At 49.2% G+C, this 17995-nt stretch carries 14 protein-coding genes; 7 read left to right on the plus strand and 7 right to left on the minus strand.

The genetic code is table 11. The features are described 5' to 3' along the window. Nucleotides 1-135: 135 nt before the first annotated feature. Nucleotides 136-1086, plus strand: a complete 951-nt coding sequence (locus GA0116948_RS12010; RefSeq protein WP_089712468.1) for an arginase — start codon at nt 136-138, stop codon at nt 1084-1086. Here GA0116948_RS12010 and GA0116948_RS12015 read toward each other — a convergent pair. Next, on the minus strand, nt 1083-2162 hold the full coding sequence (locus GA0116948_RS12015) for a DUF3810 domain-containing protein (RefSeq protein WP_089712470.1): 1080 nt from the start codon (nt 2160-2162) through the stop codon (nt 1083-1085). The genes GA0116948_RS12010 and GA0116948_RS12015 overlap by 4 nt on opposite strands. A gap of 18 nt (nt 2163-2180) precedes the next feature. Here GA0116948_RS12015 and GA0116948_RS12020 point away from each other — a divergent pair, with 18 nt between their 5' ends. Beyond that, nucleotides 2181-3059, plus strand: coding sequence for a fructosamine kinase family protein (locus tag GA0116948_RS12020; RefSeq protein WP_089712472.1), 879 nt, complete (start codon nt 2181-2183; stop codon nt 3057-3059). Here the strand turns inward: GA0116948_RS12020 and GA0116948_RS12025 are convergent. Continuing rightward, nucleotides 3056-5500 carry a response regulator gene (locus GA0116948_RS12025; protein WP_165798438.1) on the minus strand — a complete coding sequence of 815 codons (2445 nt, stop codon included), beginning with the start codon at nt 5498-5500 and terminating at the stop codon, nt 3056-3058. The genes GA0116948_RS12020 and GA0116948_RS12025 overlap by 4 nt on opposite strands. A gap of 281 nt (nt 5501-5781) precedes the next feature. Between GA0116948_RS12025 and GA0116948_RS12030 the strand changes: the two genes are divergently transcribed. From GA0116948_RS12030 to GA0116948_RS12045, 4 genes are all read left to right on the plus strand, one after another. Next, nucleotides 5782-6318: a YceD family protein gene (locus GA0116948_RS12030; protein WP_089712475.1), complete on the plus strand. Its 537-nt coding sequence runs from the start codon at nt 5782-5784 to the stop codon at nt 6316-6318. 27 nt (nt 6319-6345) lie between these two features. Further along, entirely contained in the window at nt 6346-6540 is a 195-nt protein-coding gene (rpmF, locus tag GA0116948_RS12035; protein ID WP_089712477.1) for a 50S ribosomal protein L32, read from the plus strand. 46 nt (nt 6541-6586) lie between these two features. Next, nucleotides 6587-7531, plus strand: a complete 945-nt coding sequence (gene plsX / locus GA0116948_RS12040) for a phosphate acyltransferase PlsX (RefSeq protein WP_089712479.1) — start codon at nt 6587-6589, stop codon at nt 7529-7531. 108 nt (nt 7532-7639) lie between these two features. Beyond that, entirely contained in the window at nt 7640-8134 is a 495-nt protein-coding gene (locus GA0116948_RS12045; RefSeq protein WP_089712532.1) for a GNAT family N-acetyltransferase, read from the plus strand. A 2-nt stretch (nt 8135-8136) separates the two neighbouring features. Here GA0116948_RS12045 and GA0116948_RS12050 read toward each other — a convergent pair whose 3' ends face one another. From GA0116948_RS12050 to mazG, 3 genes are all read right to left on the minus strand, one after another. Further along, nucleotides 8137-9042, minus strand: a complete 906-nt coding sequence (locus tag GA0116948_RS12050) for an Abi family protein (RefSeq protein ID WP_089712534.1) — start codon at nt 9040-9042, stop codon at nt 8137-8139. A 474-nt stretch (nt 9043-9516) separates the two neighbouring features. After that, nucleotides 9517-13272: a sensor histidine kinase gene (locus tag GA0116948_RS12055; protein ID WP_089712480.1), complete on the minus strand. Its 3756-nt coding sequence runs from the start codon at nt 13270-13272 to the stop codon at nt 9517-9519. Nucleotides 13273-13284: 12 nt separating this feature from the next. Continuing rightward, nucleotides 13285-14058: a nucleoside triphosphate pyrophosphohydrolase gene (gene mazG, locus GA0116948_RS12060; RefSeq protein ID WP_089712482.1), complete on the minus strand. Its 774-nt coding sequence runs from the start codon at nt 14056-14058 to the stop codon at nt 13285-13287. Nucleotides 14059-14278: 220 nt separating this feature from the next. Between mazG and GA0116948_RS12065 the strand changes: the two genes are divergently transcribed. Next, complete coding sequence (locus GA0116948_RS12065) at nt 14279-16555, plus strand: Tex family protein (protein ID WP_089712536.1); 2277 nt, start codon at nt 14279-14281, stop codon at nt 16553-16555. 78 nt (nt 16556-16633) lie between these two features. On the opposite strand, the gene GA0116948_RS12070 is transcribed toward GA0116948_RS12065, so the two are convergent. Together GA0116948_RS12070 and GA0116948_RS12075 are read right to left on the minus strand one after the other, a co-directional pair. Then, nucleotides 16634-17152: a hypothetical protein gene (locus GA0116948_RS12070; protein WP_089712485.1), complete on the minus strand. Its 519-nt coding sequence runs from the start codon at nt 17150-17152 to the stop codon at nt 16634-16636. Nucleotides 17153-17215: 63 nt separating this feature from the next. Beyond that, the gene (locus tag GA0116948_RS12075) at nt 17216-17995 is read right to left on the minus strand and encodes an enoyl-CoA hydratase-related protein (protein ID WP_089712487.1); all 780 of its coding nucleotides are present in this window, start codon (nt 17993-17995) and stop codon (nt 17216-17218) included.

Genomic DNA, 17995 nt, shown 5'->3' on the forward strand with positions numbered 1-17995 from the left:
TTTCCCTGCAAACATTGAATTTAGTTTTATAATCCGCAGGCCCCGTTGGATTTGATTTAGTTTTTCCGGTTTAAATGCACACCTTTTGCAGCTTGCTGCACCGGGGTGTTCCGGTAAATATCCTAGCTTGGCGGTATGATGAAGAATATTAAAATTATAGAAGTGAATTCGGAGATTGGCGCCGGCACCCGGGGCGCCAGCCTGGGGGTAGAAGCCATCAAGATCGCCGCGCTGGACTTCATGAGTAATTTCTTTGTGCATTTTCCTACGGAAACGATCGAAACGGAAAATAAATTATTGTTTGAACCCATTGAATCGCCCTACGCCAAGCGGGTAAAAGGGGTGTACCGCATGTACGAGCGCATTACCAAAAGCGTGTACGATACGGTAAAAGCCAATTGGTTTCCCGTAGTACTTTCCGGCGATCATAGTAATGCCGGGGCCACCATTGCCGGCCTTAAAATGGCCCATCCCGAAGCCAAGTTAGGCGTTATCTGGATAGATGCTCATGCAGACCTTCACACGCCATTTACCACCCCATCCGGCAACCTGCATGGCATGCCCCTGGCCACCGCCATCGGGGAGGATAACCAGGCATGTAAGAACCATGAGTTGGATGAAAACACCATTCTCTGGTGGGAAAAACTAAAAAACATTGGCGGCATATGCCCCAAGGTGCTGCCGGAAGACGTGGTATTTATTTCCCTGCGCGATTTTGAAAAAGAGGAAGAATATTTGATCCACCAGTACGGCATGAAGGTGTTCACCACCAGTGAGGTGCGGCGCAAGGGGCCGGAAAATGTGTCGCGTGCTGTATTCCGCTACCTCAGCGATTGCGATTACATCTACGTATCTTTTGATGTAGATAGCCTGGATGCCTCAATTTCAAAGGGTACTGGCACGCCGGTGAGCAACGGCCTGCGGGAGCGTGAGGCGGAAGACCTGATCTCCAAATTCATGCAACACCGCAAAATCTGCTGCTTCGAAATCACTGAAGTAAATCCTACACTAGACCGGGAAAACCTGATGGCGGAAATAGCCTTCAACATTTTGCAGCGCAGCGTAAACGTGTTGATGATGAACTAACGAATTTTATAATAAGCCAGCAGCCACGCCACCACTTCATTGTAGCTCTCTATCCCCGCTTCCTGGTTGTTGGCTTTCAGGTAGCGGTCGTATAATAAGGTAGCATAAGCGTCTGCGGCGCCATGATAGGGTTTATAGAATTTTATTACCGCACGGTAGTCGTTGCGCACCCCTGCATAGGCCTGCTGCCACAATGTTTTGGCCAGGGTATCGTTGCGGTGGCCCAACTGGCCTATGGTATAGAGCAGCATTTCGTAATGCGCCCCATACCGGAAACGCAGGTCTGCACTGTGGCTGGCGGCCAAGAACCCAATAAAATTGGCTTCCTCCTCCCTGGCATAGCCTAGCTGATGGGCCATTTCATGGCATACGTTAAAGGGTAGCAGGAAACCGGGTACCGTGGTATTTACCTGCGCCTCGCCGGTAAAGGGATTGAGATAACCACCTACATTCATATAATTCATCCAGTGGGCAAACAGGGAGCCTTTTACCGATGGGTGACGGTAGCGTAATACAGGTACGCTGTCTGCCACCCGGCTGTAAGCCGCGCGGGCGGCGGCAAAGAGAGAATCGTTGGGCATGGTGAACCGCAGCGCAAACGTATCGCCCAGGGCAGGGCGCAGCTCGTTTACCTCCCGCAGCAGCGTATCTGCCAGCGTTTGCAGGGCCGTGTCGGAATATTCCCCGCTTTTAATCCCTAAGTTTTCCTCCACGGCGTCGTGCTGGTAATTATAGCCCCACAGCAGCAGGAAGGCCAGGTATAGGCCCAGCAGGGCGCGCACGCCTTTCAGCAATGCATAACACACCTGCTGCCACTGCAAGGTGATAGCTTTATAACATACCTTTAACAGAAAAATAAAAGCCGTTACTACCCAGACGCTATAAATTACATCGCCAACACTTAATTTTACAATCCCTAAAGCGGATCGAAAGATTGCACTCACCCAAGGATACCACCTATGAAAGTATAAGCGGGAAAATGCAGCACTCTCAAACGCCCATTTTAATAGGAGCAGCACCACTATAAGCGATGCGATGTTGTATAATTGCCTGTTTATTTTCGCTTTTAATTCCATAATAATCCACTGAGCAATATGATGGATGAAACGTTACTAACTAGCCTCAGTGCTGCGTTGTCGCGGCAACTGGGCGTGAAAATACAGATTAATCGCACAGTTAGCATCGCAGGGGGCGATATCAATGATACCTATCGCGTGGAAAGTAACGAAGGGCAATGGTTTCTGAAAATGAACAACGCCACGCTTTACCCGTCTATGTTTGCCAAGGAGTACGATGGCCTGCAAACCCTGGGCAAAACAAATGCAATAAAAGTTCCTAAACCCCTCCTCTACGGCACCGCCGGCGCATATGCATTTCTGGTAACCGAGTTGATTACCAAAACAAGACCCGTCAATGATTTTTGGGAAAACTTTGCTGCATCGCTGGCACAGTTGCACCGGCAATCTAATAGCACCTTCGGTTATCATACCTCCAATTATATCGGTAATCTGAAACAATATAATACGGCATACAGTTCCTGGCCTGTATTTTATGCCATGAACCGATTGTTGCCTTTGGCCCGGGAGGCCTTTGACCAGCAAAAGATGGATAAGGAAACGGTGCAACAGTTGGAGCAACTGTGTAAGCGCCTGCCGGAAATCTTCCCGGCAGAACCGCCGGCATTACTGCATGGCGATTTGTGGTCCGGCAATTTTATGGTGGGAGATCATGGTAAGGCCTGCATTTACGACCCGGCTGTATATTATGGCCACCGGGAGATAGACTTGGCTATGACCCGGCTTTTCGGCGGTTTCGACACGCGTTTTCATTATGCCTACCAGGCCATATACCCCCTCTCCCATGGCTGGCAGTCGCGCATTGGGATTTGCCAGTTATACCCCCTGCTGGTGCATTACCTGCTCTTTGGCGGCAGCTATTACGCGGATATTAAAGCAGTGTTGCAGGCGTTTTAGGGATGTTGATGACCGTTTTCCTCGAAGGCGCGCATTTTTTTCAGTTCTTCCTCTACTACTGGCATATTGGCCGCCAGGGCGGATTCCACCTCGGCAAACAGGCCTGGTATTTCCGGCAAATGCTTATTTAGCTGATTGCTCTTCAGGTAGTTTTCCAGGGTTTGCATATTGGCAGCAATGGCGGTAAGCCCCACCATGGAAAAATTGGGTTTCAGTTTATGTACCTGAAATCCCATGCCTTCCCAGTCTTTCTCTTCCAGCAGTGTTTTAATCTTGGCCATTTCTTCGTGAATAGTCTTTACGAATACTTCGAAAAGATCGGAGGCATAACCAAGGTTGTTCTCGTACAGGGCGTCCAGGAATTTAGTGTCCAATGCAGACTGGAACTGATATCCATTAGTGTTGGGCGTTTCCATAAGGGCTGTTTCGTCTTCGTTAAGGAATTTCTGTAGTATCCGGATAAGCTGATCCGGAGTGTATGGTTTGGATAAAACATCATTAATGCCTGCCAGGCGGGCCTGGTCGGCAGTATCTTCTACGGCGCTGGCGGTTACCGCCACAATAGGTGTGGCGGCATTGGGCAGCATTTCATCGGCCCTTACCCGGGCAGCCAGTTCATAACCATCTACACCCGGCATACGCAAATCCATCAGGATGAGGTCGAACTGCCGGTGCTGTAGCAGGTGCAGGGCATCCTGCCCATTGGTGGCCAGTTGAAACCGCAGGCCGGCCCGGTTCAGCAGGCCGGAAATGTATTTCCGGTTCATCATATTGTCTTCCACTACCAGAACGTAAGCTTCTTCGAAGCGCACGGCGGGTATGGGGGCCGGATAGGTGTCACCCTGCGCTGCCATACGGCGCTGGTCTGCACTGCGGCCGGTATCGGTATAAGGCAGGGTAAAGCAAAAGCAGGTGCGGTATAGGGGCAGTTCTTCCACGAAAATACGGCCGCCCTGTAGCTCTACCAACTGTTTTACAATAGCCAGGCCCAGCCCCGTGCCGCCATAACGCTCACTGGTGTTGCGCACCGCCTGCCGGTAGTCTTCAAACACGGCATTCCACTGCTCCTGGTCTAGCCCAATACCGGTATCGCACACCCGGAAGGTAAGCCATAATTTATTTTCACTCACGCCTTCCGGGCGCACTTTTATGGCGATTTCGCCCTCGGAGGTAAACTTTTCGGCGTTGGTCAGCAGGTTCAGGAGTATTTGTTTCAACAGCAGGTCGTCGCCAATGAGCCAGTTGCGCAGGGAGGGGTCTACCTCCAGCGTAAGTACTACCGGTTTTTTGCCCATTTTAAGCCGGAAGATGTCTAGCAGCGACTTCAGGAGGGCCACAAGGTGAAATTCCCGTTGCTGCACCTCCTGCTTGCCTGCTTCTATTTTAGACAGGTCTAGCAGGTTACCCACCAGTTCCAGTAAAAAATCGGAGGATAATTTCAGTATCCCCACATATTCCCGCTGTTCGGCGGTGAGGGGGGTATTTTCTAGTAGGTGCGACATGCCGATGATGGCGGTAAGCGGGTTGCGTATTTCGTGGCTGATATTGGCCAGGAATTCCCTCTGGGCCTGCCGGGCCTGTTCGGCCGCTTCGCGCGACTGTTCCAGGGCGCGCTGTAACCTTTTCTGGGGGGTAATGTCCATATATATGCTCATGCTTCCCGTGGCCACCTGATCCTGGTTGCGGATACTGGTGGCACTGGCCAGCACCCAGCGCCGGCCAGCATGGGGTGTTTCTATCTCCATTTCATACAGGAGGGGCATATTTTTATCCAGCCGGCGCTGGCGCAGCAACCGGGCGTAGGGGCGTTTTTCTTCCGGTACGAACAGGTCTATCAGGTTTTTCCCGATAAGCTGTTCCTCCTCCATCCCGCTCATGCGGCAAAAGCCGTCGTAGGCCTTGGTGATATTGCCATTTAGGTCGGTTTCGCAGAGGGCGGCATTGAGATTGTCCAGCACTACCTGGAACTTTTCCTCATTGCGCTGAATTTCCTGCTGTACAGTGTGGTGTTTGGTAATATCAATCACCTCCCAGATGCTGCCTACAAATACGCCGGCGTCGAAAATGGGTATATAACTCAGCTCGCGGTAGCGGCCGTTGCGGAATGCTATTTCCCAGCCGATGTAAGGTTTTTTATGATGAACGAGATCCTGCATACGGGCGGCAAAGGCTACGGGCTGGGCCACCTGCACACAATAATGCCTCACCACGGCATCGAAGGGCAGGTACAGGAGGTTTGCCAAGTCCTGGGGCGGCGTATTTTTGAGGACCACCTCGTTCAGCCAGATTAATTGGTGCTGATCGTCGGTCACCATAATACCGGCACTCGTATTGCTCAGATAGCTGGATATGGGCAGGGAAAAAATGGGAGGTACGGCCAATATGGGGATACTGCCGGGCATAGGATTTTTCCTGCTTCCATCTTTTCTAAGTAAATTCATGCGTTTACGGTGAAAGGAGTGTTGCGACACTCGGGTAATCATTACCAGGCTTATGGCCGGTGCAACGGTATACCAAATATCAATCCGGAGTAACAGGAGAGGATAACTTGACCGGGGCACCTAAGCAATTGTTTACTTAATGGTTAAAGTGACTCAAATATCATATATTTTTAGAAAAAAAGATATATAATTATGGGTTGGGAAGCGCTCAAATACAGGAAATTTTTGCGTTTTCAAATAATTAACTACCTTTGCATCCCTCTAAAAGTGAGGACTTTTTTATGAAACCACTCCGCGAATTTGATATACCCTTTGTGGGCTTAACACCTGGAGTGCACTCATTTGAGTACCAAATTACGGATAGTTTCTTTGAAAATTACGGGGAGCAGGATTTTCGGGATTGTGAGGCGACGATAAAACTTGCATTTGACAAGAAGGCGGGTTTTTTCATGCTGAAGTTCGAAATTGGTGGCAAAGCCACTGTAAACTGTGACCGTTGCGGGACACCATTTGAGTTGCGGCTGTGGGATGATTTTAACCTGGTCGTAAAGCTGGTGGACAATCCCGAAGCGATGAGCAACGATGAAGATCCGGATGTAGCGTACATTGCCAGAACCGATTCGCATTTAAATGTGGCGGACTGGATTTATGAGTTCATCAACCTGAGTATCCCGATGCAGCATATCCACCCGGATTTGCCGGATGGGACTAGTGGTTGCGACCCGGAAGTGCTGGCTATGCTGGCCAGGATGAGCCAACAGGAAGAAGAGAAAACAAATCCAATCTGGAAGGGATTGGATAAATTCAAGAATAATTAATCAGTACCATCTTAAAAATTAAATAAAATGCCAAATCCGAAACGCAGACACTCTCAGCAACGTTCAGCCAAGAGAAGAACGCATTACAAGGCTTTTGCTGATACTTTGAGTACCGACAGCGTAACCGGCGAAGTACACCTGAGACACCGCGCTCATTGGGTAGAAAACAAGTTATACTACAAAGGAAAAGTAGTATTGGAAAAACAAAATGCCGCCAAATAATTTTACTATTTTTACCCGGAACTAGCTAAACAAACTTACAAGTTACATGAGAATAGGACTTGATATGATGGGTGGCGACTACGCTCCCGGGGAAGCCGTTAAAGGAGTAAAATTATTTTTCGACACTGTTACATCCGATGCCCATTTAGTGCTGATCGGCGACGAAGCAGCCCTGAAACCTTTACTGGAAGAAGCGCAACTAGACGTGTCGCGGTATACCGTGGTACATGCATCGCAAGTAATTGGGATGAATGAACACCCTACCAGAGCACTGAAAGAAAAGCAGCAATCCTCGATTGCCATCGGCTTTTACCTGTTGCAGCATAAAAAGATCGACGCATTTATCAGTGCTGGCAATACCGGCGCGATGATGGTAGGAACTTTTTATTCTATCAAGGCCATTGAAGGTGTACAACGCCCCACAATTGCCACCCTGGTACCCCGCGAAAATGGTACGTATGGATTGCTCCTGGATGTGGGTCTGAATGCAGACTGCAAACCGGAGAATCTTGTACAATTTGCCATACTGGGATCCCTGTACTCGAAGCACATTCTTAATGAAGCTACGCCCAGGGTAGGTTTGCTAAACATTGGTGAAGAAGAAGGCAAGGGCAACCTGCTGGCGCAAGCCGCCTATCCTATGCTGAAAGATGAAACCCGCATTCATTTCGTGGGTAACGTAGAAGGCCGGGATATTTTTACGGACAAATCGGATGTGATCGTATGCGAAGGATTTACCGGCAACATTGTATTGAAAATGGCGGAATCGTTTCATGAAATTGCGAGAAGACGCGGTATTGACGACGAATATATAGACCGTTTTGATTTTGAATACTATGGCGGTACTCCCGTTCTCGGTGTTTCCGAACCAGTCATCATTGGCCACGGCATTTCCCACCAGCGCGCGTTCAAAAACATGATCGGCGTAGCCGAACGGATGCTGGAAACCCAACTACTCGAAAAGATCAAAGAAAGCTTTATTGCCAAATAATTTCCAGGTTATACACCTGCCCAAACGTTCATCTTGCCCAGCAGGATGAACGTTTGCCGTTTCAGGCCCCCAGGGCTGGTACTTTACAATATTTTTAATCTGCTGCTCATGCCTGTTATCATCCGCTCCGCCACACCCGCCGACCTGCCGGCCATCCTGGACATTACCAATGAAGCCATCCTGCATACCACCGCCATTTATGACTATGCCCCCCGCTCTATGGCCGCACAGGAAGCCTGGTGGCAGGACAAGCAGGCCACCGGCATGCCGGTGATCGTGGCGGAGCTGGAAGGGCAGACTATAGGCTTTGGGAGCTATGGCCGCTTCCGGCCCAAGGAAGGGTACAAATACAGCGTAGAACACTCCATATACCTGGCCGCCCATTACCGTGGGCAGGGCATTGGCAGCACCCTGCTGCGGGAACTCATGGCCCTGGCCGTGGCCCAGGGCCTGCACACCATGGTGGCAGGCATTGATGCCGCCAATGAAAGCAGCATTGCCTTTCATAAAAAGTATGGCTTTGTGGAAGTAGGCCGCCTGCCGCAGGTAGGGTTTAAATTTGAGCGGTGGCTGGATTTGGTATTTTTGCAGAAGATATTGTAGGGTTACTGCCACAACGGTTCCGTGTTCCAGTGGGCCGGAAATCCCAGTGCATTCAAATCTACATTCGGATAGGTTTCAAAAAGCGCCTGTAAACGGCTGGTGAATGGATTGGCAGGGTGAATTACATTCAAAAGGTATTTCATACAACATACATGCACATATAACAGGTGATGCATGGTGGCAGGCGGCACATTGTTCAACCAGGGCGCGGGTGGTTTAGGCAGCAGGTTAGGCCTGCCAGGCAGGTTTTTATTCCATAAACGTCCGTGATGCGCACAGATGTTACGAATCTGCGCAATGCTTTGCAACCAACTGGGTAGGAAAGTATGATTTACCGTTTGAAAAGCGGCTGCAATTACGTCTTTGGAAGTAATGGTGGGTTTAAGATTGCCATATAGTTTTGATAAACTCCCAAAGCTGGTAATTTCCAATGTTTTCCAGGCGGGCGGAAAACGTTGATCGCTTTTGTAGCGTTTAAAATGGTCTTTTATAAAAATATCTTTAGACCGGTCTAACTCTTCTTCAATATGCGCCAGGGTTTTTACATGCTCCCTTACGTTGATGAACAAACCGGCATCCTGGAACCACCACGCATTAAATTCATTAGATAGATAGTATACCAGCGCCGTTCTCAAAGCAATTTCAATCTTCTCTATCATACCAAAAAGCAACAAACGGAGTTCGCGGTCGAAATTATACAACGCAACCACATCCTCAAAACGGCTGTTAGGTTTAAACACATGCGATACTTTGTCGGCCTGCATAGGCCACCAGTAGCCGGCTAGCCGGTAATAACCCATGGTTAGCAAAAAATGGCGGGCTTCATGAATATCCTTTATTTCCAATCCACGCTGCTGTAGTTGCTCCAGTTGCCGGACAACGGAGGTAGCTGACTTTGTATAGTACATATAGGCAGTAAATAAAAATGCCCTACAACCCGGATAACCCGCTTTGTAAGGCATAGCTTATAAATTTAGAGGAGGTATTCTATTAAAGCAAAAGACTCACCCTGGGACGCTGTTCTGATGGGTAGCGTGGTGAGTACTGTTGATGCAAACCTAAGTAAATTTTCATCAACAACCAAATTAATTATGAATTATGAATTATGAATTATGAATTATGAATTATGAATTATGAATTATGGATTATGGATTATGGATTATGAATTATGAATTATGAATTATGAATTATGAATTATGAATTATGAATTATGGATTATGGATTATTATGTAATAATTATGTATGGCGATTTATGATTCATGAATCGTGAATTATAGAATTACAATTAATAAACCATGATTAATAAATCATAGCATATGAAACCCGGAGCAATTCATAATTCATAATTCATAATTCATAATTCATAATTCATAATTCATAATTCATAATTCATAATTCATCAAAGGGATTTCTACAAAGAATACTGTTCCCTCGCCGGGGGTGGTTTCGAACCAGATGTGGCCATGGGCTTGCTCTACGATGTTTTTGCACATGGCCAGGCCCAGGCCAGTACCGGATGATTTGGTGGTGAAGTTGGGCACAAAGATTTTGGCCTGCACTGCTGGTGGGATGCCGGCACCGTTGTCGCGGATACTCACCGTTACATGGTGCTGGCCGGATGGCTGCACCTGTATGTAGATGGCCCCTTTGCGGCCTTCGGGAATAGCTTGCATGGCATTTTGCAGCAGGTTGGTAAACAACCGGTTCATTTGCGTTTTGTCGGCGAAGATATAATAAGGCTGGTCTGGGGCCATGAAAGTAACATCCCCTTCCGGCAGGGTTTCATAGAGCAGTGCCAGGCTTTGCAGCACCTCTTGTAATAGCAGTTTTTCATTATTCGATTCGCCAATATGGGCGAATGCAGAGAAATCGCTGGCAATATTAGACAGGTGTTCTATTTGCTCCACCAGGGTATTAGCTACCTTGGTAGACAGTTCCTTTACGTTGGGTGAATCGCCGGCAATGGCGCGTTGCAGGTATTGAATACTGAGCTTCATGGGGGTAAGCGGGTTCTTAATCTCGTGCGCCACCTGCCGGGCCATTTCCCGCCAGGCACCTTCTCGCTCACTTTTGGCTAGCAGGGCCACGCTCACTTCCAGCTTGCGCACCATTTTGTTGTATTCCTTCACAAGCAATCCTATTTCATCATCCTTCGTCCACTCTATTTCATCATTGCGCTGGCCCAGGTTAAATTGCCGTAGCTTTTCCGTAACCAGGGTAAAGGAACGGGTGATGGAATTGGTAATAAGCAGGGCCAATATACCGGCAATGAGAAAGATAAACGCATTGAAATTTATCAGTGCCACCAGGAAGTCGGATATCTGTTGTTTCAGTTCTGTTTCTGTAGCAAAATAGGGTACATTCAGGTAAGCATACACTGTGCCATTACTACGCAGGGGTACATAACCGGAGAGGTAACTTAGTTTGCCGATTTTCTCTTCCTGGATGTACAATACCTCGCTTTCGCGGAACAACTGAAAATAAGCCTTAGGATTCATTTTGCGCGACAGCAATCCCTTTTCCGTCATGAGGGGCTGGGTGCTGAACTGGAGGTTACCGTCGTGATCATATACATTAATATCCAGGCTGCGGTCTTCTGCAATGGCGCTCATATTAGAAGATTGCTGGGCTTGGAAAATGGGAGCATACAGGTCATCCACGCCCCCATCCAGCATGCGTTGGTTATTGAAATCTTTTTCAATATCGTGGGCCACCTCGTTGATGTTCTTGCTCAGGCGTTCGCGGTTCTCGGTTTTGGAGCGGCTAATGAAAAACAGGATGGTGGTAGCACCCAGCACCAGAAAGGCCAGCACCACCACAGAAATGATAGTACCATGCACCTGCCGGCGTATGTTGATGTTGACCAACTGTTTGAGGTTGCTCAGGCGCATGCGCGCACGGATCAGCAGGTCCAGTATTTTATACACGAGGATGATGAGCAGGAACAGGCAAAACATCCAGGCAAACAGGGTGATAAATTCAATAAAGTTGCGTTCTTCCTTCACCACCACTACCGACTTGTCTTTCCCGGCACGGTAGTACAGCAGGGAAAATCCTTTTTTAGTTTTCAGGCTGATATCGCTCACCGGGATATCGGCAGTGCTGAGGCGCAGCGGGAAGGGATAGTCGTTGTAATTGGCCACCAGGATACCTTTGTCGTACACTGCATAAGAATAGGCGCTGGTATTTTCCTTGCCGGCATCACTCTCCCCTTCCAGCAGTAACTCGGGGTACAGGCGTTCTACGTTTACCACGGCGGGGGTGAGTTCGTACACCAGGTATCCGTTGGCAAATTCTTTTTTACCGATATAACTGTAGTCGTTGAAACTGCGTTCGTAAAAATACAGGTCGTTACCGCTTACCTGTAGTGCGTTTTCGGCGTTGAGCAATACGTCGCGGTTATAGGCGCTGAGCGTGATAGTATCATTATTGAACAGGGGGTCGCCATTGCCATCATAGGTATAAAACGTAACGTTAAAACGTTTCAGGTAACCGGAGAAATATTTTTCGCGCAGGGCATTGAGCAATATTCTTTTGCCATCACGGGTAGCATCATCAAAGAAAGTGGGGATCAGGTCGTCATGTTCCAGCTTCTGCCCTACATCGCCCAGCAGCATTTCCAGGTAGGGATCTTTTTGTTTGGAGAGGTTTTCGGCCATCCGTTCGCGGATGGTAATTTCCTTTCCATTGTTGTAGTACACCAGCACCGCAGAAGTAGTGATCGTAAGCAGGAAAAGCCAGAACAGGAAGGGTACGGAGGCAATGCTGTTTTCGAACCGGTATTCAAATGTATCGAGCAGAAACATGTAGGCCACCAGCCAACATACGAGTACGGTGAAGTAACCCAGTTCCGGATCGCTGAGGTGAAACAGCAGCCAGATGACCCCGATGAAGGCCAGGAAAATATACTTGGTGCGTACCTGGAAATTGGTTAGCTCGTTGATGAAATAGTTGATGATCTGGGAGAAAAACAAGAAACTGAATGAAATGAAACCCAGTATAACAAAGCCTACTACACTGTATTCATTGAGCGAAAGCGAATTTGTTACGTCAAAAGAAATGCGGGAATCGATGACCAGGCTTTCTATCAAGGAGGTCAGGAACTGCCCTACGCCGTAAAGCAGAAAGCAAGCCAGGGCGATGAGCAGGTAACACTGCCACTTCTTTTTCAATTGCGGGAGCTTCATGCGTTGGAGGTGTTCCCGGAAAAACAGGATGAGCCAGAAACACAGCAGCACATTGATCAGCAGGTCGCCCAGTGATCGGAATATCTCGTCGCGGGCATAGATGAGCGGGGTAAAAATAGGGAGTGCCCGCAGGTTAAACGGGAAGTCATATACATAACTGAAGGCGCGCATGAATAACACCGTAACCAGCAGGAAAAGAAAGCCATACCAGGGATGCCAGCGCAGCACCATCATGTTAGCAAACAAATTTATGAATACCAGTACGCAAATGCAGGCCAGTACCCGCAGTGCCACGCTGATCAGGTTAGTGGGAGGGGTACCCAGGCGCTCGTTATAATGGAGGTAAAATAAAGGCTGATGTTCTGTGTTTTCCACCAGCAGGCCTGGCGGCTTGTCGGTAATAGCGTATTCCTTGCCCAGTGCAGGTTTGTCATAAAAGTGATCTACCAGGTAGTTGTTATTGATCGCATATTCCAGCTTCACCGGGATAAGGCCTATGAGAAAACGTTTACGGGGGGCCTGGCTCATGTTTTTGTAAATAACCTCGTAATACCCGTTCTTTAGTTTTTCAAAGCGGGTACCATTGAGCATGGGCGGACTCACTATTGCGGGCTGCACGCCGTTGCTACTCCAGAAGGTTTCCCATTGTTGCTGGTCATTCCCTTCGTAGGCATACACATAAAAGTGCTGGCGGGTAAGCCGGTCCAGTGTTTTTTCATCATAGCTGCGGTCAAAGAGTTGGTTTACCAGGTTTTTGTCTTCCGCCAGTTGATAAAAACTGCGTTCCCTATCCTGGATGCTTTCTTCCAGGCTGCGTTTCACGCCCTGGGGAGAGGAATAATAAGACCAGTAGTTGTTAAACAAAAAGGCCAGGGTAAAGAGCCAGGCGGCCATGATCAGCAGGTAACCATGCCGTAGCACAAAAAGGCGTATGTCTTTAATTTCATCCATTGTGTGAGTGGCCTACTTGCTTTTTTCTTCGCGTTTTACTTCTTCCCACAATGCGTTCATCGCGTCCAGCGACAGATCCGCCAGGGTGGTGCCTTTTTCCGAGGCTTTGTTTTCGATCCACTGAAAGCGGCGGATGAATTTCTTGTTAGTCCGTTCCAGTGCATTTTCTGCATCCACTTTTATAAAGCGGGCATAGTTGACCAGGGAAAATAATACGTCGCCCATTTCATCTTCTATGGCGTCTTGCTCACCACTGTTGATGGCTTGTTGCAGCTCCTGTAATTCTTCTTCCAGCTTGGCGTACACCTGTTGGGTATTATCCCACTCAAAGCCCACCTGTTTGGATTTTTCCTGCAGGCGCATGGCTTTTATCAGCGCGGGCATACCGGCAGGTACGCCGGCCAGCACCGACTTTTTACCTTCTTTTAGTTTTATCTTTTCCCAATTGCGCTTTACCGCTTCATCGGTATCGGCCTGCACATCGCCATAGATGTGGGGGTGGCGGACAATCAGTTTTTCGCAAAGGGCATTGATCACATCGTTCATGGTAAACTGCTGTTGTTCGCTGGCAATCTTTGCGTAGAACACCAGGTGCAGCAACACATCTCCCAGTTCTTCGCGGATATTAGGCCAGTCCGTTGCGCTAATGGCGTCCGTTAGCTCATACATTTCTTCCAGGGTAAGTTGCCGTAAAGAGGCCAGGGTTTGTTTACGATCCCAGGGGCATTTTTCCCGCAGGTCGTCCATAATTTGTAATAATCTGTCGAAGGGCGCCGGTTGTTGCATTTGGTAAAAATAAGCAAATCGGGATAAACCGTGCAGCGGCGGGCGGAAGGCAGTGTTATATAAGCTATAACCTGCGCTGGCATTGAGTTACAGCCCTATGTATACTTATATGAAAAATGTTAATTTCTTTTTATGGGGGTAAAACCCAATTTACTTACTTTTGCGGCCTTGGGCCGCTCCCATCCTACCGGAAGGCCCGGTGTTAAAAAGGGTAAAACATATGAATAGCAAACACATTGCACTGATTTCTTCAGAACTGGGTATCAGCGCCCGGCAGGCCGAAAACACCATGAACCTGCTGGCCGAAGGTTCTACTGTACCTTTTATCAGCCGTTACCGTAAAGAGGTAACGGGCAGCCTGGACGAAGTGCAGATAGGCCGTATAGAAGACCTGAAGAAGCGGTATGAAGAAATTGAAGAGCGCCGCAACTTTATTATACGCACCATTACCGATCAGGGCAAAATGACCCCGGAACTGGAAGCCAAACTGGAAGCTTCCTGGGTGCTGGCCGAACTGGAAGATATGTACCTGCCATACAAACCCAAACGCAAAACCCGTGCTACCGTGGCCATCGAAAAAGGCCTGGAGCCCCTGGCAGATACGCTGTTTGAACAGGCAGACGGCGACCTGGAAACACTGGCCAAACCTTTCCTCAACGAGCAGGTGCTAACCATAGAGGAAGCCCTGAAAGGTGCCCGCGACATCATCGCAGAAAAGATCAATGAAAACGCGGAGCTGCGCGATAAGATGCGTAAACTCTTTACCCATACCGCTGGTTTCTCTTCTAAAGTAATTGAAGGCAAGGAGGCAGAAGCCATTAAGTACAAAGACTACTTCGATTTTAAGGAAGACCTGATGAATATTCCCTCCCACCGTGTGCTGGCTATCCTGCGCGGCGAGGCAGAGGGCTTCCTGTATGGCACCATTGCCCCGCAGGAAGAGGATGCACTGGAAATTATCAACAAACAATTTGTTTTGGCGCGTAATCCCGCCGGCGAACAGGTAGCCAAGGCTGGTACCGATGCATACAAACGCCTGCTGCGTCCTTCGCTGGAAAATGAATTCCGCGCAGCGGCCAAAGAAAAGGCGGATGTGGAAGCCATCAATGTATTTGCAGAAAACCTGCGCCAACTGTTGCTGGCCGCTCCTTTGGGGCCTAAGGCGGTGATTGCCGTGGACCCTGGTTACCGCACCGGATGTAAAGTGGTGGCGCTGGATGAGCAGGGTAATATGATGGAAAACGATGTGATTTATCCCCTGGAAAAAAATCATAAACGTGATGACGCCGAGCACCTGCTGCGCCAATGGGTGGAGCGCCACAACATTGCCGCCATTGCGGTGGGCAATGGCACGGCGGGCCGCGAAACAGAAGAATTTATTAAGAAACTGGATTTTGGTAAAAAGGTAAATGTGTTCATGGTAAACGAAAGCGGCGCTTCCGTGTACTCTGCTTCCGAAGTGGCGCGGGAGGAATTCCCAGACTTTGATGTAACCGTGCGTGGCGCCGTATCCATAGGCCGCCGCCTCATAGACCCGCTGGCCGAACTGGTGAAGATAGACCCCAAAGCCATTGGCGTAGGGCAATACCAGCATGATGTAAACCAAAGCCATTTAAAACAAAGCCTGGACCGCGTGGTGATCAGTTGTGTAAATAATGTGGGCGTAAATCTTAACACGGCTTCTAAACACCTGCTGGCCTACGTGTCGGGATTAGGCCCTTCCCTGGCGGAAAACATTGTGAAATTCCGGAAAGAAAACGGGGCCTTTCACAACCGCTTACAACTGAAAAAAGTGCCACGACTGGGCGAAAAAGCATTTGAACAATGTGCGGGCTTTCTCCGCATTGAAAATGGGGACAACCCGCTAGACAATTCTGCCGTGCATCCCGAGCGTTATAAACTGGTAGAACAAATGGCCAGTAAGCAACACACCACCGTGGCCGACCTGATGGCCCAAGAGGCCTTGCGCAAAAACCTGAACCTGAAAGAATATGTGAGTGAAGAAGTGGGCTTGCTCACCCTGGAAGATATTATGAAAGAGCTGGACAAACCCAGCCGCGATCCCCGCGATGAAATAGCCATCTTCGAATATGCCGATGGCATTAAAAGCATGGAAGATGTAAAAGTGGGCATGACCCTGCCCGGTGTGGTGACCAATATTACGGCCTTCGGTGCCTTTGTGGATATTGGCGTAAAACAGGATGGCCTGGTGCATATTTCCCACCTCTCCAACCGTTATGTGGGCAACCCTAATGAAGTGGTGAAGCTGAACCAAAAAGTAACGGTTACCGTGCTGGAAATAGATCCTTCCCGCAAGCGCATTTCGCTTTCCATGAAAGAGAACACGCCCGCTGCACCGGCATCTTCCGGCCGCCAGGAACCGCGTAACAACCGCCCTCAGCCCGCTAACTCCGGCCACAAAAAAGCCGAAGCCAAGCCTGCCCCGGTGAATGACTTCCAGTCGAAACTGGATGAGTTGCGCAAGAAATTTAACTAAGCTATTTTTTATTTTCCGGGAACTAAAGGGGGTACATCTTGGCAGAAGTACCCCCTTCTATTTTATGCCTTGCCAGCGTTATTGCGCGTTAAATTTATCCCGCCATTCCAGCAGCTTGGCGGGGTATATGGTATCACCATTTTCGCCCCAAAGCGTTACCTGCTTGTTTTCGGCAATGCCCACATAAATAATATCCCGCTTCATATCTATGGCCAGGGCGGCCTCGTCTTGCAGGCAGTGATGGGGCATGCAGCCTTCGTTGAACAGCACTTTGTTTTCCAGCGTTATGGGCGGCACTACCAGATACCGTTCGGTGAAGTCTTCCGCATGGCTGCCCAGCAGGGCTCTTAAACGCCCGTGTAGCGGCTCCTGGTTAATGAGGTGTATCTCATAGGCATAATGCCCTTCAAAGCGCTCAAAGGCACTCCAGGAGGTAAGCGGGGTAACGTTCACCGTATCTCCGGAAAGCACCATCGAGTCTATGACGATGGGTGTACCGCTATTGGCCTTGGCCGTGGTAGCTTGTTCATTTGCCGGCCTGCAGGCAGCCAGTGCCAGCAGCATAAATGCCAGGGAAGCATAACGATTGATTTGCATAGATAGTATGGGTGCTGCTGCATGGTGCAGCAACACAAAGGTTTTCCAATTTGGTGATGATTATTAACGCCCTTTGAACACGGGCTTCCGTTTTTCCACGAAAGCCTGCATACCTTCCTGCTGATCTGCAGTGGCAAAAAGCAGGTAAAAATTCTTTTGTTCAAATTGCAGGCATTCGTCCAGGGTGGTATCGAACGATTTGAGTACTGCTTCTTTGTCCATTTGCACCGCCAATGGACTCATGGTTGCCATGGTGGCTGCCAGCTTAATGGCTTCCTGTAAATATAACGCTACGGGTACTATCTTGTTAATTAATCCTGCTTGCAGGGCTTCTGCGGCAGAGAGCTGCCGGCCGGTGAGCACCATTTCCATGGCCAGGGCCTTGCCTACCGCGCGGGTAAGCCTTTGGGTGCCGCCGGCAGCGGGCATGATGCCCAGCTTAATTTCCGGCTGCCCGAAGCGGGCCGTTTCGCTGGCCACGATCAGGTCGCACAGCATGGCCAGTTCACAACCGCCGCCTAAGGCAAATCCGCTGACGGCGGCGATCAATGGTTTTTTTATCCGCCGTATGGTGTCCCAGGTGCTGAACTGATCGGTATTATACCTATCGATGGCGCTCTTTCCCGACATTTGTTTGATGTCTGCCCCTGCTGCAAATGCTTGCTCATCGCCGTTGATCACGATGGCCCTCACCTGATCATCTGCATCGAGCAAGCGGAGGGTGTGGCGCAGTTCGGCCATCAGTTGCAGGTTCAGGGCATTGAGCGCTGCGGGCCGGTGCAACTGCACGTGGGCCACGTATTGTGCCGGTGGTGGGTGTATGATCAAAAATTCCGGTTGCAT

Source organism: Chitinophaga costaii (assembly GCF_900094705.1).
Lineage (GTDB): Bacteria > Bacteroidota > Bacteroidia > Chitinophagales > Chitinophagaceae > Chitinophaga > Chitinophaga costaii.

What these genes read in the sequence shown, in the direction of transcription:
- GA0116948_RS12010 (WP_089712468.1), top strand. Translation starts at nt 136, where the DNA reads ATGATGAAGAATATTAAAATTATAGAAGTGAATTCGGAGATTGGCGCC.
- GA0116948_RS12015 (WP_089712470.1), bottom strand. Translation starts at nt 2,162, where the DNA reads ATGGAATTAAAAGCGAAAATAAACAGGCAATTATACAACATCGCATCG.
- GA0116948_RS12020 (WP_089712472.1), top strand. Translation starts at nt 2,181, where the DNA reads ATGATGGATGAAACGTTACTAACTAGCCTCAGTGCTGCGTTGTCGCGG.
- GA0116948_RS12025 (WP_165798438.1), bottom strand. Translation starts at nt 5,500, where the DNA reads ATGAATTTACTTAGAAAAGATGGAAGCAGGAAAAATCCTATGCCCGGC.
- GA0116948_RS12030 (WP_089712475.1), top strand. Translation starts at nt 5,782, where the DNA reads ATGAAACCACTCCGCGAATTTGATATACCCTTTGTGGGCTTAACACCT.
- rpmF (WP_089712477.1), top strand. Translation starts at nt 6,346, where the DNA reads ATGCCAAATCCGAAACGCAGACACTCTCAGCAACGTTCAGCCAAGAGA.
- plsX (WP_089712479.1), top strand. Translation starts at nt 6,587, where the DNA reads ATGAGAATAGGACTTGATATGATGGGTGGCGACTACGCTCCCGGGGAA.
- GA0116948_RS12045 (WP_089712532.1), top strand. Translation starts at nt 7,640, where the DNA reads ATGCCTGTTATCATCCGCTCCGCCACACCCGCCGACCTGCCGGCCATC.
- GA0116948_RS12050 (WP_089712534.1), bottom strand. Translation starts at nt 9,042, where the DNA reads ATGTACTATACAAAGTCAGCTACCTCCGTTGTCCGGCAACTGGAGCAA.
- GA0116948_RS12055 (WP_089712480.1), bottom strand. Translation starts at nt 13,272, where the DNA reads ATGGATGAAATTAAAGACATACGCCTTTTTGTGCTACGGCATGGTTAC.
- mazG (WP_089712482.1), bottom strand. Translation starts at nt 14,058, where the DNA reads ATGCAACAACCGGCGCCCTTCGACAGATTATTACAAATTATGGACGAC.
- GA0116948_RS12065 (WP_089712536.1), top strand. Translation starts at nt 14,279, where the DNA reads ATGAATAGCAAACACATTGCACTGATTTCTTCAGAACTGGGTATCAGC.
- GA0116948_RS12070 (WP_089712485.1), bottom strand. Translation starts at nt 17,152, where the DNA reads ATGCAAATCAATCGTTATGCTTCCCTGGCATTTATGCTGCTGGCACTG.
- GA0116948_RS12075 (WP_089712487.1), bottom strand. Translation starts at nt 17,995, where the DNA reads ATGCAACCGGAATTTTTGATCATACACCCACCACCGGCACAATACGTG.